This is a genomic window from Candidatus Uabimicrobium helgolandensis, from assembly GCF_041508025.1.
Lineage (GTDB): Bacteria > Planctomycetota > Uabimicrobiia > Uabimicrobiales > Uabimicrobiaceae > Uabimicrobium > Uabimicrobium helgolandensis.
The window spans coordinates 6,988,375-7,005,005 of the sequence record NZ_CP165719.1 but is presented as its reverse complement, the minus strand read 5'-3'; the positions used below and the strand labels follow the sequence as shown (position 1 = coordinate 7,005,005).

At 33.6% G+C, this 16,631-nt stretch carries 13 protein-coding genes; 12 read left to right on the top strand and 1 reads right to left on the bottom strand.

Features of this window, described 5'->3' with window-relative positions; all coding sequences use genetic code 11:
- Nucleotides 1-68: 68 nt before the first annotated feature.
- The 12 genes from UABHE_RS26010 (at nucleotide 69) to UABHE_RS25955 (ending at nucleotide 14,830) form a co-directional block, all read left to right on the top strand.
- Nucleotides 69-3,308, top strand: coding sequence for a protein kinase (locus UABHE_RS26010; RefSeq protein ID WP_372366230.1), 3,240 nt, complete (start codon nucleotides 69-71; stop codon nucleotides 3,306-3,308).
- Nucleotides 3,309-3,315: 7 nt separating this feature from the next.
- On the top strand, nucleotides 3,316-4,440 hold the full coding sequence (locus UABHE_RS26005) for an RNA polymerase sigma factor (RefSeq protein WP_372366229.1): 1,125 nt from the start codon (nucleotides 3,316-3,318) through the stop codon (nucleotides 4,438-4,440).
- Between the two features lie 48 nt (nucleotides 4,441-4,488).
- On the top strand, nucleotides 4,489-5,211 hold the full coding sequence (locus UABHE_RS26000) for a helix-turn-helix domain-containing protein (protein ID WP_372366228.1): 723 nt from the start codon (nucleotides 4,489-4,491) through the stop codon (nucleotides 5,209-5,211).
- A gap of 160 nt (nucleotides 5,212-5,371) precedes the next feature.
- A complete protein-coding gene (locus tag UABHE_RS25995) occupies nucleotides 5,372-6,172 on the top strand; it encodes a HEAT repeat domain-containing protein (RefSeq protein WP_372366227.1) in 801 nt (266 codons plus the stop codon).
- Between the two features lie 624 nt (nucleotides 6,173-6,796).
- Complete coding sequence (locus tag UABHE_RS25990; protein ID WP_372366226.1) at nucleotides 6,797-6,943, top strand: hypothetical protein; 147 nt, start codon at nucleotides 6,797-6,799, stop codon at nucleotides 6,941-6,943.
- Between the two features lie 390 nt (nucleotides 6,944-7,333).
- Nucleotides 7,334-8,218 carry a 16S rRNA (cytosine(1402)-N(4))-methyltransferase RsmH gene (gene rsmH, locus UABHE_RS25985; protein ID WP_372371685.1) on the top strand — a complete coding sequence of 295 codons (885 nt, stop codon included), beginning with the start codon at nucleotides 7,334-7,336 and terminating at the stop codon, nucleotides 8,216-8,218.
- Nucleotides 8,218-9,231, top strand: a complete 1,014-nt coding sequence (gene mraY / locus UABHE_RS25980) for a phospho-N-acetylmuramoyl-pentapeptide-transferase (protein ID WP_372366225.1) — start codon at nucleotides 8,218-8,220, stop codon at nucleotides 9,229-9,231. The genes rsmH and mraY overlap by 1 nt, the downstream gene beginning before the upstream one ends.
- 25 nt (nucleotides 9,232-9,256) lie before the next feature.
- Nucleotides 9,257-10,351 (top strand): glycosyltransferase, encoded by a 1,095-nt coding sequence (locus UABHE_RS25975; RefSeq protein ID WP_372366224.1) that lies wholly within the window; start codon nucleotides 9,257-9,259, stop codon nucleotides 10,349-10,351.
- Nucleotides 10,348-11,700: a UDP-N-acetylmuramate--L-alanine ligase gene (gene murC / locus UABHE_RS25970; protein ID WP_372366223.1), complete on the top strand. Its 1,353-nt coding sequence runs from the start codon at nucleotides 10,348-10,350 to the stop codon at nucleotides 11,698-11,700. Before UABHE_RS25975 ends, murC begins: the two co-directional genes overlap by 4 nt.
- On the top strand, nucleotides 11,697-12,605 hold the full coding sequence (gene murB / locus UABHE_RS25965; RefSeq protein ID WP_372366222.1) for a UDP-N-acetylmuramate dehydrogenase: 909 nt from the start codon (nucleotides 11,697-11,699) through the stop codon (nucleotides 12,603-12,605). Before murC ends, murB begins: the two co-directional genes overlap by 4 nt.
- A 93-nt stretch (nucleotides 12,606-12,698) precedes the next feature.
- Nucleotides 12,699-13,862 carry a LysM peptidoglycan-binding domain-containing protein gene (locus tag UABHE_RS25960; protein ID WP_372366221.1) on the top strand — a complete coding sequence of 388 codons (1,164 nt, stop codon included), beginning with the start codon at nucleotides 12,699-12,701 and terminating at the stop codon, nucleotides 13,860-13,862.
- An 11-nt stretch (nucleotides 13,863-13,873) separates the two neighbouring features.
- Entirely contained in the window at nucleotides 13,874-14,830 is a 957-nt protein-coding gene (locus tag UABHE_RS25955) for a hypothetical protein (RefSeq protein WP_372366220.1), read from the top strand.
- 56 nt (nucleotides 14,831-14,886) lie between these two features.
- Here UABHE_RS25955 and UABHE_RS25950 read toward each other — a convergent pair whose 3' ends face one another.
- Nucleotides 14,887-16,524 carry a hypothetical protein gene (locus UABHE_RS25950; RefSeq protein WP_372366219.1) on the bottom strand — a complete coding sequence of 546 codons (1,638 nt, stop codon included), beginning with the start codon at nucleotides 16,522-16,524 and terminating at the stop codon, nucleotides 14,887-14,889.
- Between the last annotated feature and the right edge of the window lie 107 nt (nucleotides 16,525-16,631).

Below are 16,631 nucleotides of genomic sequence, written 5' to 3'. Positions count from 1 at the left end.
AAATGTTCGGACAAGTTTTGGAGTTTTTCCAATATACCAATAGGCAACTATGTTTAAAGGAAATTATTATGGAAAAACAACAAAAAAATCACGATTTACTCGGACTTGCTTTGTCTGATAGCTTTGAAATGTCTGCTAATAGTTCTACGGTTGTACAACATCAAAAAAATAAACCTGTGATGATAAAGGCAGGGCAAAAAATAAAACAATATTCTATCGTTTCTAAACTAGGCGAAGGTGGGATGGGGGTTGTTTATAAAGCTTTTGATCATCATTTACAGCGTGAAGTGGCGATTAAAGTTTTGTGTAATGATGAGGGGCAGTTTCATAAATTATTAAAAGAAGCAAAATCAATTGCACAATTAAATCATCCAAATATTGTACAGGTATATGAGGTTTGCGATGAGTATCCTTATTTTTTTGCAATGGAGCTTATTAATGGTATTTCTTTGGCAGAGTTTATACAACTTCATAGCAAAAAATTAAAAAAGCACAGCTACTACCGAAAAATAACTAACATATTTATACTTGTTGCTCGCGCTTTAGAATTTGCTCATTCTAAAGGAATCATCCATCGCGATTTGAAACCCGAGAACATTATGCTAGATCGAGAATTACAGCCTAAGATCATGGATTTTGGTATTGCACGTGTGGCATCAGACGTCAAAAAGACATTGGAAGATGATAACTTTGCAGGAACGCCAATGTATATGTCGCCAGAGCAAGCGAAGGGTTCTAAGATAACAAAGTCCACCGATATCTACTCTCTAGGAGTAACTCTCTACGAATCTCTTACTTCGATGGAACCTTTCCGCGGTGACAGTGTTTTTAACGTTATTTTTCAAATTATACATGATGATCCTATTCCGCCACGAAGAATCAATTCTGAAATTCCTCCTGATTTACAAGCAATTTGTTTACAGTGCTTGCAAAAAAACACTAAAAAAAGATATCTTTCTATGAAGTTTTTAGCGCGCGATTTAAAAAACTTTTTAGAACTTAAACCTATTTCTGCGAAAACTCCTGGAAAAATAGAGCTTGCTTACAAGTTATTCTTGCGTACTAAAGAGGTTTCTCTCACTTTGATAAGTGCATTTATTATTATTTTGATTTTAACACTTTTCTATGTGAATAGCCTTCACCAACATATTCAAGAAAAAAAGGATGCGCTTGTTCTTAAAGAAAAAGCGTTGACAGATTTGACAGAAGCATTAGCAGATGTAACGGAAGCTGAAAAAGCTAGAAAAATCGCAACGATAGAAAAAGAACGTATACAAAGTGAAAAAAACTACGATCTATTAAAAGTTTATTATGAAGTTATACAAAATCATATACGGAAAAAAAATTTTCTAGCAGCGCAAAATTCTCTAAAGCAATTAAAGGATCTTTATTCACAAACGAAATTTTCAAATGCTGAACGTTACCTTGAATACCGATATTTAGCTAAAAGAGCACAACCATATACAAAAAAATTATCTGCTGAGATTCCAAAAAATATAAAAATATACCATGCAAATGACAAAATAATTACTGTTGGTGAAAAGGGAACTGTTTCTCTACATAGACAACAAGGATATACCCTAGACAAGTACAGAGAGATTCGTTGTGGGAAAGAAGCACATAGTAGTTCTTTAAGTCGCGATGGTAAATATTTAGCCATTTTGTATTCTAGCGATGATGATAAACTTTACTTGGGAGTTTATTATACAAGAACATTGAAAGTTGTAGTTGAGCGTATGCTTAAAGATCCTGATGCTCTAGAGGATGCTTTTACTGCAAATGATACATTATGTAAGTTTTATAAAAAAAACACGATTATAACCGCAGGCAAATATATAAATGTTTGGCGTATTAACAATAGCACTCTTGTAAAAACACATGAAATTGAAAAACATAGTCATGGTACAATTGCTGGTGGAGATAAATTTACTAAAGTAGTTTCTTTAGATATTAATACTGTAGATAAAGAGTTTGTATTTGTTTACAGTGGTATATTGTATAAGTATTCTTTTCTGGACAAAAAAACTAAAAAAATTAGTTCAAAAAGTAACTTGGTTTGTTGTGCGTACGATAGTCAGAAAAATATAGTAATTACTACTTTCGATGGAAAAGTATATAGTTTAAAAAAGAAAAATATTGTGGAGTTTGAAAAATCAAGTTCTTTTGAAGTTAACAAAATTATATCCCAAGAAGGTTATATAATAGGATCAACGTTACAAGGGATTCTTTATGTTTGGAATAAAAATGGTCGATTGTTGCAAAAAATAACTACTGATCAAAATCTGTTATACGATTTTTCTATTCAAAATATGCAGGTTTTTATAGCGAATAACAAGTATGTTTTTGTTTATTCTATTCTTAGAAAAGATGTTTCCCGTTTTAATGTAAATCATGTGTCAAACTATGTTTCTTTTGCTAAAAGTCATTTTATTTATAATGATATAAACCAAATTATAATACAAGATCTAATTAGTTTTCAGAAGAAAAGTAAGTTATTTACATCTAGAACATTAAATTCTTTTTTGGTACCAGAGAGTGATAAATTGTGTACTCTTTTGGACCTTCCTCAAATAAAATATGATGTTACTTGCGAAGGTGTTGACTTTCGTAGAATATACCGCAAGATGAGTAAGCGCAAAACAGATAAACATACATTTTTTAATGAGAGAATAAAAGGGATTGTTTACGACTATAAACACGAAAAACTTTACATGTATAATTATCGCGGTGGCATTACTGGGTGGGACTTAAAAAAGAAGATTTTGACTTCTGAGATATGGTCTTCTGCGCAGGGTAAAAAGAGAATGCATGTTACTACAGCCGAGTTAAGTCCTGATTGCCGTTTTCTGGTATTTGCTGTTAATTGTTATGGGTATCTCGCTATTTTGAATTTAACAACAAAAAAATATGTGCGTGTGGGCACTGGAGAAGATGCTACCGATAACAGCAAGATTAAATTTGCAATCTTGCGCGGAAAAACATATTTGTTTCTGACGGTGGGAAGTAGTATATTAATATATAACTTTGACGATTTAAAACAGGAAAAACATCAAGTCGTTCGTTTGGATAAGTATAAAGATCTTATTTCTTCTTTTGCAATTGTTGAGGATGAAGAGCGACTTATTACAACAGATCGAACTGGACGGATTTTGATATGGGATCTGATGGATTTATCTCAGAAAAATCCTGATCGCTTTCTTTTACAGTTGGAAAAAAAATCTGATATAATTAATGATTGTGCTTATCACAAAGAACTTAAAAAACTAGTAACCGTTGGATCTGATGTCCGTATATGGAGTTTTGATTAGATAAATTATGTGGAAAACAACGCGGTGGTCGCAAATTTTAGAAGCGCAACAAGAAAGTAAACAGGCGATTGAAAAACTATGCGAAGATTATTGGCCGAGTGTTCATAAATTTGCACGTCAATATTGTCATGATTCTTATGCTGAGGATTTTGTACAAGAGTTTTTTACCAAATTTTTGGAAAATAAATGGATTGAACGCGTTTCCAAAGACCGAGGTAAGTTTCGTACTTTTTTGATCACTGCGTTTGTTCGCTTTGCAAGAGATAAGAAGCAACTGAAACAAAATCGTTTTGAGCATAGTATGCACGATTTGATCCCTGATAAAGACATTAATCACTTTAATCGTTATTGGACAGAGAACTTACTCGAGCTTGTCAATCAAAGAATGCATACTCATTATAGAGAATTTGCAAATCGTTATGAATACAAAGTTTTTCGAACTTACTATCACCCACCAACAAGCTCTTTTTACCGAGTTGAAGATATTAGTTACCTTGAAGAGTTTATTGCTTTTCTTCGTTGTAAAAATCATAGAGTTGATGATCTTGTTTACCAAGAATTGCTATTAAATGACTGTACTCAGGCTGTACATTTATCGCAAATCTTGAACAAATTAATTTCTTCGACTGAATTGGACGAACAAAATCAAGACAACTATTTGTTTCATAATATTGATTGCAGAAATCACCAATTATTCGCTGAGGATTTACAACGCATATTTTGTAGTTACAACATTACTGCAACAAATCTCACGACAGCACTAAATGAAATTCTTCATAATGAAAACTTAGAACAACATTTTGATGTGAAAGAACAAAAACACGAGTTCAGATACCAAAGAAATCGTGCAATTCTCGAATATACATACCCTCAATATATTGAGAAATATTTGATCAAAGCAAACCGTAAATTTCTCGACAAGCACTATGGAAATTTTGTTGTACCTTTATTTTTATATAAACCTTCATATTTACAAATCGCTAAACACTTCGAAATATCAAAATACCAAGTAGAAAAAGCAATTAAATCATCAACACTCATATACAAAGAACTGCTAAGAGATGAAGTTTCGCGTTACGTGTGCCCACAAGAAATTACCAATGAAATTAGATACTTGCAAAATCTATTATAGAGATGGTAAATAATTTACCACGAGTTTAATTTATAAAAGGGGCATATTTTGAATTTAAAAAACTTAGGTTTGCGTATCAAAAAACAAAGAGAAAAACAAAAATTGCGTCAGATCGATATAGCCCACGCTTTACAAGTAAGCTCGCAGGCCGTTTCCAAATGGGAACGAGGAGAAAATGCTCCCGATATCTCATTGCTTGTCGAATTGGCACAACTACTTGGAATTAGTGTAGAGTGGCTCCTTATTGGTGAAATTCCTGAATCGGATACATTTGAGGCAACCATTTTTTGCACTAGTTTGAATGGATTTGCTGAAAAATCAAAAGCTATTCATCCGCGCGATCTTGCGATGTGGATGAATAGCTTATTTTTTACGCTCACAGAGGTTGTTTTGAAATACAACGGAGTACCTGTTAAATATGTGGGGGATGGTTTTCTCGCTTTTTTTACGGGAAAAAATGCGCGCACAAATGCTGTAGATGCAGCTATAAAATCAAAAAAACTTATTGGAAATACTGATCTTATTATTGCTTTGCATTTTGGATCTACTTATTTGGGAACGATTGGTCATCCTGACTATTCTTCTAAGGATATTTTAGGGCAAACTGTCAACACTTGTTTTCTTGTTTTACCTTGGATTGCACGCAATTGTAAAAGCGGTATTGGATTAACAGAGCAGGCTTGTGATTGTAAGCACAAATTTTCCTGCTGTGGCGAGGTTACAACTGTCGATGGGTTAAAAAGGAAAGTTTTTCAAGTCGATGGTTTGTAAGGGATATGGCGGAAAATAATTTACTAAATTTTACATATAATTTTATGGTGCTTGACAAAGACAAATGTTATAACAGGCTCCTAGGGGGCGTCATCAATGTCCTTTATTTTTATAATTGACGACAACTTCTAATTTACCTTGTAACTCACTTTAGGGGATTATGATGAGAAATGCAATATTTGTTTTATTGGTGCTTGCTTGCTGTTTTACTAGTGGTTGTATGGGGCTAAATGTAGGCGGAGGATTTGCATATAACTTAGTTACAGGGGAAAAAGATCCTGTGCAGCCTGATCGTCCGTTTACAACGGCTCCGGAAATTATGGCATTTCCTCCACATTTTTTAACAAGGCCAATTGGTTTTATCCTTGAATTTGGTTTCTTTCCTGTAATGCTACCTACGGGGTTTATTGGTGGAAGTGTGTGGGGGGCAGTAAGTATACCTTCAGCGAGAAGAAAGCAAAAAGCACGTAACCCTGAAACTCCTCTCGAAGAATTAGAAAAAATTTCTCGTGACCCAGATCCTGAATATCGCAAACAAGTGGTTCTTAATCCTAAGGTACCTCTTGACATAATTTTGCGTCTTGCACGTGATGAAGATGATGAAGTGCGAAAATATGCAACTTTTTCTCTTGGTGAACAATACGATGATATTGACAAAATTATGCCCGTTCTCATTGAAAATTTAAAAGATCCAGTGCTTGAAGTACGTTATGCTACTATCCAAACAATTAATACTTATCGAAGATTTGCTCGAAAAGCAGTGCCGCAACTAATTAAAGTTTTATCAGAGCCTACAGCGGTGATGAAAAGTGCAGCAGCGGAGGCTTTAGGTTATATGGGAATCCATGCAAAACGCGCAATGCCAGAGCTTAAAAAATTACTTCGTAGCGACAATGAATCAGTAAAAAAAGCAGCTCTTGACGCTCTGGATAGAATTACTGGACGCGAAGTGGAAGAGTGATTCTTAGGTGTTAATATTAATTTAAAACGCAATCTCATAATTATACAAATGAAATGCAATCCTTATGCAATACTCACCATTATTGCTTTAGGTAATGAGTTTAGAACGTGTTTTTGGATTAAAATGATTTACAATGTGCTTACTTTGCGAGGTTTTAAAACCTCGCATTTTCCCTTCCACAGAAGGAACATTCAGTAAAATGATCTATGTCCTTGATGCATAACCTCATTATTTTACTGAATATCAACACTTTGAAATGGTCTTAAATAAAAAATATTTAAAAAAATCTATTTTAATACTTGCAAATAAGTTACGGTTTATGTACTATTTCCATTTGGATTTATCTTAAACAGTTTGTGTTGAGAAAAGCTGGTGGATTGTATGAGGCAAAGACCAGAAAACAATTCCACGATTCACTTTTTTGTATCTGTCCTATAAATAGTTCACAAAAAAGAATGACTGTGCCAAAAAGGATACACTTATGGTAATTTTATTTTGAAATTATTATGGCGAATGTGTTTAAGGTATTGATATTAAATGTGTTATGTTTTTGTTTGTCTTTTGGCACAGTAATTGCTTTATAACCTAGCATTGATTATACACTTTAAAACAAGGAGAAAAATTATGGAAATTAAAACCTCAATAGAACGTTTACTTGATGCGATTAGTGAAATGGTTCCTGAAGGAGATCATGCTTTAGTTGCAAAGATAGCTTCAATTATGATAGAAAGCGGTAAAGTAAAGGTAGCTTTACAGCCAGTTAAAATATAGAGTAAGACCTAATAGAAGTTAGAGAAACCTAAAACATTTAATTTCCATAAGACTATCATTAATTGATCATTTTATGAAAGTTAAGGTGTTCTATTGAGGCATGTTCATTTGAGCATGCCTTAATTTTTTAATATCATCTCTTTTATCAAACCTAAACAAGACACTTACACTTCAAAAAACTTTTCTACATCTCATTGCATCAAAGAGATGTTACGAAACTGCGCATTGGCTTCCATTTCCTGTACAATCCTGGTTTTTGAAAATATCTCCCTTTATTTTTTGTTGTTTTCCTTTCAAAAGATAGTAGACTAAGAAATTTATAATTTACGGTTTTTAGATACCAGTCATAATTTTGATTTTGGTGTAAATCTTAGATTTTATGGGGATTTTATTATTAGTATTCATCAGCCGGTTTTATTAGAAGAAGTTATTTCGCACCTTAATCTGCGAAAAGGGGGAACCTATATCGATCTTACTTTAGGTGCTGCTGGCCATAGTCTAGAAATATTAGAGCGCCTTGAAGGAGATGCACATCTCATAGGGGTTGATCGCGACGAAGAAATTTTGAATTTTGCACAACAAAAACTAGAAAATTTTCCAGGTAAGTTTACTTTGTGCCACGATTCTTTCTCAAATATTCGAGAGATACTTTTGAAACAACAAATAAATCATGTAGATGGAGTGTTAATGGATATTGGCGTTTCTTCGTGGCAGCTAGATCAAGGTCAGCGTGGATTTAGTTTTAATAAAGAAGGACCTCTCGATATGCGCATGGATATTTCTCAAGCGCTAACAGCAGAAAAAGTCGTCAATACATACCCTGAACACGAGCTTGCCAACATTATTTACTTGTATGGAGAAGAGCATCGATCGCGACAAATTGCACGAGAAATAGTTAGTTATCGCGGCCGTAAAAAAATACGTTCTACATTAGAATTGGCAAATATTGTTCAAAATACGCTCAAATACCGAGGAAAAATACATCCAGCAACCAAAACATTTCAAGCTTTGCGCATAGAAGTAAATCAAGAATTACAACAGTTGCAAACAACACTAGGAGTACTTCCTAGTTTGTTAAAAGACCATGGACGAGCAGTGGTGATTTGTTTTCATTCTCTCGAAGATCGTATTGCAAAACATACTTTTAAAAATAAAGAAATTTGGAAAGCCCTAACTAAAAAGCCTATTGTTGCTTCGCGGGAAGAAATGAAAAAAAACCCAAGATCGCGAAGCGCTAAACTTCGTTGTGCAGAAAAGCCAAGTGGTGCTATCTGATGATGTTTTATTTATCCATTTCTTTTACCACGCGTTCTTTATGTGCTTTTATTTTTTCTTTCTTGTGCGCTATGGTGTTAATACCTCTATTTATAAAATTAAGTAAACGCAATAAGTTGATAGAACAAATGAAATTTGAGTCTCAGCTTATGAAAGAACAAAGCGCAAGTAAGCAAAATATTCCGACAATGGGAGGTATTGTTGTTATATTTAGCTATTTACAAGCAATGCTTCTTTGCTGTGATTGGCAGAATATATATCTTTTTATTGCGATGATAGTTGTTTTTGCTTTTGGAATGCTTGGTGTTAGTGATGATTTAATAAAAACTTATACTAAGAATAAGGGGCTGAGTGGAAAAAGCAAGTTACTGATATCTGTTGCACTTGCTTTTGCGATTTCTAGCGTTTTGCATTTTTATGTGCCTAGTAGTCTAATATTTATTCCCATTTGGAATACGACTATCACAGTGACCACTGTCGCTTGGTTTGTGATAACCATTTTTGTTATAGTTGGTACATGTCATGGAGTCAATTTAACAGATGGCATGGATGGGCTTGCTACAGGATGTTCACTACTTGTTCTCTTTTTTTTCAGTGCTATTACAATGTTTGCGCCGCAAGAAGTAATCGTTACAACAAAGCTTCGCGAAATAGTGGTTAGTAATATGGCTCTTTGCGGTGCTTGTACAGCATTTTTATGGTATAATAGTTATCCTGCTAAAATTTTCATGGGTGATTGTGGCGCTTTAATGTTGGGTGGTTATATTGGTTATGCCGCAGTGATTACTGGACAGCATTTTTTACTTGCTGTCGTTGGTGGGGTTTTTGTTGTAGAAACTTTATCATCAATGTTGCAAATTTGTTCAAAAAAATACTTTGCAAGAAGAATTTTTTTATGTGCTCCTTTACATCATCACTTTCGTGCTAAAGGACATAGTGAACCACAGCTTGTTGTACGTTTTTGGATATGCCAAATAGTACTGATTATATTTTCTGTTTTTATTTTGCAGTAAATTGTGTTTTTATCAGGTTATTTAAATGTTTAGATCTTCAAAAAAGACTATCATGTTTGTGGGGGGAGGAAGTGGAGGACACTTGTTTCCAGGTATTGCTGTCGCAGATGAATTGTGTCTTCGCGTAAAAGATTGTAATATTGTATTTTTTGTAACAAGTAAAAGTATTGATATGCAGATTATGAAAAATACTCGATATCCTTGGTATGTCTGTTCTACAATTGCTTTTCCTCGAAAAAAATCATTGAGCCAACATGTGAATTTTTGGCGAAAATTTTTGGTTTCTTGGTGGGAAAGTGAACATTTATTACGAATAAAAAGACCATCATGTGTAGTGGGACTAGGTGGATTTGGTTCTTTTACAGCAGGCAGTTTAGCTCTTTTGCATCAAATACCTGTTCTTTATTTAGAAGGAAACATTGTGGCTGGTAAAGTTGTGCGTTATTTGTCGCCGTGGAGCAAAGGAGTATTTTGCCAGTATGAGAACTGCTTTGGTCTTTCGCCAGATAAAATATTAGCAAGTGGTTTGCCTATTCGTCAGCAAAAAATATATCCAAAAGTACGTAGTGATGTTTTGAAAATTTTAGTTATGGGTGGTAGCCAAGGTGCAAAATGTATTGAAAATAATGTACTAAATAGTTTGGTGCATTTGAAAAGCTATCGCTCTAGAATATCCTTTATTCATATTGCAGGAAAAGAATCGTGTCGTGCGGTAGAGGCGACTTATTTGAAATATGGTTTTCATGCACAGGTACATCGATTTATATCGCAAATGGATTCTGTGTATTCGCAAGTAGATCTTGTGGTCAGTCGTGCAGGAGGAAGTTCTCTTGCTGAAATAACCTCTTTTGGTATTGCAGCGATTCTCATTCCTTTTTCCGCTGCCGCAGATGATCATCAAAGAAAAAATGCAATGCATATAAAAAATTTAAATGCCGGAATAGTGATTGAAGAGAAAGACTTACAACCTTTATTACTTGCGCAAACAATAGCGAATTTAATCGACGATAAATCTAAAATAGAGCAAATGTCTTGTTTTTCAAAGAAGTTGGGAAAACCAAGAGCGACATTAGCGGTTGTTGACTATATTGCAAAAAACTTTTTAGGTTCCTTAGTATGAAACACGTACACTTTATCGGAATAGAAGGAATTGGTTTAAGTGGAGCAGCAAAAATTCTCTTAGAATCAGGTGTTCATGTTTCAGGGTCCGATTTACGACCAGGAAACCTAGCACGCAAGCTGGAAAAAATGGGTTCAGTGATATATTGGGGACATGCAGAGAAAAATATAGAAGAGTCTGTTGATACAGTTGTTGCTTCTAACGCAATTAACGAAAAAAATCTAGAGTACATGGCTGCAAAGAATCGTTGCATCCCTATACTTCGTTATCCTGAATTACTTGGCGTTTTGATGACCGGAAAGCCTATAGGTATAGCGGTAGCTGGAACTCATGGTAAGACAACAACTTCAGGTTTAGTTTCATATGTCTTTGAATATAGTAGAGAATATCCTTCTTTTATTATAGGAGGGTATATTCATCAATTAAATGGTAATGCTAAAAAGGGCGCAGGGAAGCATTTTATTACAGAAGCTTGCGAATACCAACGTTCTTTTTTATATTTGGCTCCCAAAATAGGAGTGATCACGAATATTGAAAAAGACCATCTCGATTATTATAGCAATATTAATGATATACGTCGTGCTTACATTCAATTTGCAGAAAACATTCCAGCTGATGGAGTACTCATTATTGAAAAAAAAGCTTGGGAAAAAATTAAAGATGATGTTCATTGCCAAGTTTTAACCTACGGATTAAATGAAAAGGCTGATTTTAGTGGAAAAATCCGCGATATAACACCTACGTATTCTCATTTTGCCGTGAAAATACGAAACGATGTACACTCTCTTGTTACACCTCTTTGCGGTCGATATAATATTGAAAATTGTATCGCAGGTTTTGCTGTGGCGGATGCAGCTGGAATTCCTATAGATAAAGCAATTAAAGCTATAGCACAATATAATGGTGTTTGTCGTCGTTTTGAAGTGCTACAAGAAAAACCTTTTGTTATTGTCAATGACTATGCTCATCACCCAACAGAAATTGTCTCTGTATTAGAAGCGGCGCGCGAAAGGTACCAAGGAGCAAAAATATGGTGTATTTTTCAACCTCATCAAGCAAATCGTACTTATCATTTACTAAAGGGTTTTGCTAGTTCTTTCTATGATGCGGATGAAATTATTGTTTCTGATATTTTTTATGCTCGCGACAGTGAGCAGGATCGTTCACGCATTAGTAGTCAGCAGCTTGTTCAAGAATTGCGTAACAATGGTAAGAGCGCTTGTCACATATCTCGCTTTGACAGTATTAAAAGATTTCTCATTCCAAAAGTTGCAAATGGAGATGTTCTTTTGTTTTTAGGCGCAGGAAATATTGATAGCCTTGCGCACAATCTCACTGACTTTTCATGAATGAGCAATTAAAAAAGTATATTGATAAATGGTCACTCCATAACGGTATTCTCACTTCTTTCGATGTAGACTTAAGAATATTTACTTACTTTGGCATTGGTGGTAAGGCCGATGTATTCTTTTGCCCTACTAATCTTTTGCAAGTTCAAAAATGTATAGAACTTTGCACTATTCATCACATTAATCCAAAAATTTTAGGTAAAGGTAGCAATTTATTAATTACCAAATCGCAAATACCGATTGTTATTTATACGAAAGAATTATGTTCGTATACTATAAATAAAAATACTATTACTGCACAAAGCGGAGTTTCTTTGCCTATTATTGTTCGCAAGGCTATTTCTTCTGGTTTATCTTTAGAAAAACTTACGGGTATTCCGGGTACTCTTGGCGGAGCTGTTTATGGTAATTCAGGAACAAAATGGAATAATCAATTGTATGCCATTGGTGATTATGTTGAAGAAATTGTTGCTGTTTCTTTTGACGACGCTTCTATAACTAAACTGTCTAGGGCAGATTTACATTTTAAATATCGTAAAAGTAATTTGCAATCGCGATTCATTTTTGAAGTAAAGCTGCGAATATCTCAAGGTACTCCTCATAAATTAATTGATTCTTGGAAAAAATTTGCTCGTAAGAAATCTACCTCTCAACCTTACAAGTACAAAAGTGCAGGGTGTATATTTCGTAATCCTCCTCACATCGAAGCGTGGAAACTTATTCGCCAAGCAAAGTTATGCGAATTTTCCGCAGGCGACATTGTTATTTCCTCACAACATGCTAATTTTATTGTTAACAAAGGAAATGGTTCTGCTAAAGAAGTTTTAGAGGTTATTTCAAATATTCAAAAAAGAATCTATGAAGAATTTGGCCTCCACCTTGTTTTAGAAATACAAATATGGTAACCTTTAATTTAGGGTATGTTCCTAATGGTAGTTTTCAGATATGGTTACACGCCTAATTAGTTTGGTTGATTGAGTGTAAAAGTGGAGAATGAGATGACGCAAATTGAGAGACGTGCACGAATTATTCGCAAAGCGCGTCGCATAGTCATTCTGCTGTTAATTGGTGTTACAATTGCTATTGCCCTAATTGATATTACAGAAGAACAACATCAAGATAGCGATATTAAAAATACCTTAGTTGCAGAAAAAGATGATGTGCAAAAAAAGAAAATTGCAAAAGAAAGAGCACAAATAAAAAGTAGTACTGTAAAAAAAGAAAATCCTCAAAATGACAAGTTTTTCAATAAAAAAGCGAAAAATACTTTGGAATTGAAAAATGCTGAGACAAAAAAACAGGTTGTGTCTGTCGGTGTAGAGGAAGATAATAAAAAAATAGTGGCTGTTGAAAACGTTGATGTCGAAGATGTTAGCGATTCGAATATCGGTCCTTCAAAAGAAACATTGTTACAAGAACCAAAAAAGAAATCCTCGGAAAAACCATCAAAAAAGAATGGTGCTAAAGAAACTGTTAAGGTAAAAGAAAAAACGCAAGAACCAACGTTACCGCAAAAAAAATCTACGGAAATAAAGCAAAAAAATAGGTTGACTGCTCCAAATAAAGAGTTTCGCGATTTTAAAGAATACGATGAAACCAATAAAGTTGCTGACAAACCAAAGCGCGGTAATAAATTGAAAAATAATGCCAAAAAAAATGAAAGTATCGCTGATGAAGCAACTGGTGGAAGACAAAACGTAGCATACCAAGAAGTCAAACCTAAAGTGAAAAAGAGTGGACCAAAACAACTTGTTGACTCTAAGGCAAGTGAATACATCGTACAACCTAACGATACTATTTCCCATATAGCGCTTTTTTACTATGGAAAAGGAAAGTCTTACTATTGGAAGTACATCGCGGATTATAACAATATTTCTCATGAAAAACGCTTAAAAATTAATCAGCATTTATATATTCCATCTTTAGCTTTTATTGAAAAGCATTATGTTGTAAAAAAGATAATTGCAAAACTTCATAAAAAAACAAATGAATATATCTATTATATAGTTCAAAAAGGTGATAACTTAAATAAAATTGCGCAACAGAATAAAACTTCACCTGAAAGATTGTTTGATTGTAACAGTTGGTTAAAAGTAAATCCAAAAATCAAAACAGGGATGATCTTACGTGTACCAAAGACTAAAAAATTAGCGCGGAAATAAGAAAGTTTAAAATGTACCGAATATGTATGTTGTTGATGTTTTTATTGGTATCTTGCCAAAATTCTAAGCCTAAAGAAGAAATTGTTTACGAAACATTACCTAAGTCAGATATTGTTAATATTTCTAGTGCTCATCCTGTGTATAAAGCAGAAGTGATAGAAAGCAAATCTACGGATTTATCGGCTGGGAATGAAAGTCTTTTAGATATTGTTGAAAATGATACCAGCAGCATCGAAGATAATACAGAAAGCATCAAGTTAAAATTGCAATTGCGAGAGCAACAACAGCGAATTGCGAGATTAGAAAAAGAAAATCTCAATTTACGACAACAAGATCAAAAAATTACAAAGAAAAAACTCTATGTTAGGGATAAGCACAAAGAAAAAAGCATAGAGAATTCTCTATTGGAAAAAGATAAGGATGTAATCTTGGGGAGTAGTAAAGATGAGAACGAGCAAAAACAAAAAATATTAGTAAGGTCTAACTCTAAATCTTCAGTAAATGAATCAAAAATAGTAGAAAAATCTATTAAAGTTGCTCCAACAAAAAAAACAACACAGGCGATTACAAAAAAACAAACTACCAAAGTACAAACAAAGAGTCAAACAGACGAGTTTCAATCGAGCAAAATTTCTCAAAATGTAGAGAAAAAAAGGGTAGCTTTTGTATATAGTAGTGAAGGTCAAGAGAATGATGTTTCTTATACTTTAAGAAAACATTGTTTACGGATAATCTCTTTACCTGTTAGTCAAAGTGAGCAAATTGCCAAAAATATTATTGATTTTTTAAAGCAGCGTGATATTGAAGCCGTACATCATAGAATACAAAATTTTAGAGTAGTTGATATTGTTAGTGTACCAGCTTTTAGAACACCTGAAGCAAAAGCTTTTCAAAAGAAAATACATCAACTTTCATATCAAGGTAGGCGACAGTTCAAGGACGCTTATTATACCGCACGTAAAAAATAGAATATCTATAATTCGATTATAAAAAGCCATTTGGTGTTAACCAAATGGCTTTTTATTTAGGTTGTTTTTATTACATCTTTTTCGTTTTCATCTTCAAGTTTGGCAAAACTCGCTAGTGCACCAAGAGCAAGTAATATAAAACTAACGAAAATAACCATCCACCCTTTATTATCCATTAAAAACTGGCCTACTGAGTATAGTATTGTTTTGACACTACTAAGAGCAGGAAAGATTGATGGTAAAAATGGTTTAACATCGCGATACCGCCAAGAACATACTGCGCCAAAAAGTAAAGCACATATACCAGACATATTTGGTGCATAAAAACTTTCAACTACCGGATATGCCACAAAACAATCATAAACTCCTATTGCAAAAAATATAGTTGCTATGAACAAAATTGTCTTTGGGGTTTTTTTGGGAAATAATCCACAAACAACAAGTATTGTTGTTCCTAATATTAAATAAGTAAAACTTGGATATGTCAATCGAGCTTGTTGAAGAGGATTTAAAAGTGGTAGAGCCTGTATGTTTATTACAAAAAGCACTGAAACCACAATTCCCCACATAAAATTTTGATAGTAAATCATACACACAAATGCGACCAAAAATGCTATACGCAGTGTAAGAACAATATCAAAACTATTATTCCAAATCAATATCGCTGATATTAAATAAAAGCAAGCTATAAAAAATAAAAGCTTATTATTAGTTCTGAAAAGATAGTTACGTTTAGAAGAGTGTAATAAAAACATTCCGCAACTTGATATTGCAAGAGAAATTGCAGGGTATGAAAAAAACTCCCAACCTGTAGTTGCAAAAAAACTTTCGCTGAAAATAATAATAAAAGCAACTATTACAGGTAAAGACATCCATATTATGTCGCTTGCAACAAAACTTTTCTTGTAAATACATTTATACTCTATGGCTAAAAAAACAGCAATGGCTATGATTGGTGTTATGTTTGCCAAAGAAATGCCTAAATCAAATGAGAAACTTGTTGTGTATTGATGACAAACAGATCCGCAAAAAATAATGATGCAAAAAATCCATTGCATGATTTTTCGCGATAAAAATGGTTGCGATTTTTCACTATGATCTATAGATGTCTTATGTGCAACAATAACCAGAAATATTCCTGATATTATTGTTAACCACCACCCTAATATCCAGATAGAACCTAGACTTTTATTGGTACTAATTCCATTTTCTAATGCAACACCCAAAACACCTGGCATAATAAAATTAGGTAATAGTATAAAAATAAGTGCTGTTAGTAAATATATGTTGCTATTACCAAGTATTTTTTTAAATAGAAGATGTAACTTTAAAACAACAAACAGAAAACCAATAATTCCAATTATAAGAGTGGTTTTTGCAAACTCTACAGAAACAGTATCTAGGGATATCGTCGAACCAATAATAAAAATGCCTAGCAAGCATACTAATGAAATAGCGTCACTATTACTTTTTTTCCAACGGCAGACTAACAAAGATACCAGAAAAAGTGCTATCTCATATCCATTGAGGACGCCAACTAAATAAAAACGCTTTGCTAGCAAATTGCTATTTTCGTAAAGCGGTATAGTTATCATGGCAGCACCGAGTAAAATACACGCAGCGCTCATTATGTAGAAAAAACTAGGACCTGCATTTGATTTGAAAAACCGGAGCGTTTTTTTCGAAAAGTTCATATACTCTCCTTGATATAATATTACTTCATTTTTTTCCTTTCAAAATAGCCGCTCTATTTTGAGAGGGCTTAACATTTTAATTTAAATGCTGAGCCATCTTGAAATAG

Bases quoted from the DNA above. Each gene is read 5' to 3' on its own strand.
- UABHE_RS26010 (WP_372366230.1), top strand. From the start codon at position 69: ATGGAAAAACAACAAAAAAATCACGATTTACTCGGACTTGCTTTGTCT.
- UABHE_RS26005 (WP_372366229.1), top strand. From the start codon at position 3,316: ATGTGGAAAACAACGCGGTGGTCGCAAATTTTAGAAGCGCAACAAGAA.
- UABHE_RS25995 (WP_372366227.1), top strand. From the start codon at position 5,372: ATGATGAGAAATGCAATATTTGTTTTATTGGTGCTTGCTTGCTGTTTT.
- UABHE_RS25990 (WP_372366226.1), top strand. From the start codon at position 6,797: ATGGAAATTAAAACCTCAATAGAACGTTTACTTGATGCGATTAGTGAA.
- mraY (WP_372366225.1), top strand. From the start codon at position 8,218: ATGATGTTTTATTTATCCATTTCTTTTACCACGCGTTCTTTATGTGCT.
- UABHE_RS25975 (WP_372366224.1), top strand. From the start codon at position 9,257: ATGTTTAGATCTTCAAAAAAGACTATCATGTTTGTGGGGGGAGGAAGT.
- murC (WP_372366223.1), top strand. From the start codon at position 10,348: ATGAAACACGTACACTTTATCGGAATAGAAGGAATTGGTTTAAGTGGA.
- murB (WP_372366222.1), top strand. From the start codon at position 11,697: ATGAATGAGCAATTAAAAAAGTATATTGATAAATGGTCACTCCATAAC.
- UABHE_RS25960 (WP_372366221.1), top strand. From the start codon at position 12,699: ATGACGCAAATTGAGAGACGTGCACGAATTATTCGCAAAGCGCGTCGC.
- UABHE_RS25955 (WP_372366220.1), top strand. From the start codon at position 13,874: ATGTACCGAATATGTATGTTGTTGATGTTTTTATTGGTATCTTGCCAA.
- UABHE_RS25950 (WP_372366219.1), bottom strand. From the start codon at position 16,524: ATGAACTTTTCGAAAAAAACGCTCCGGTTTTTCAAATCAAATGCAGGT.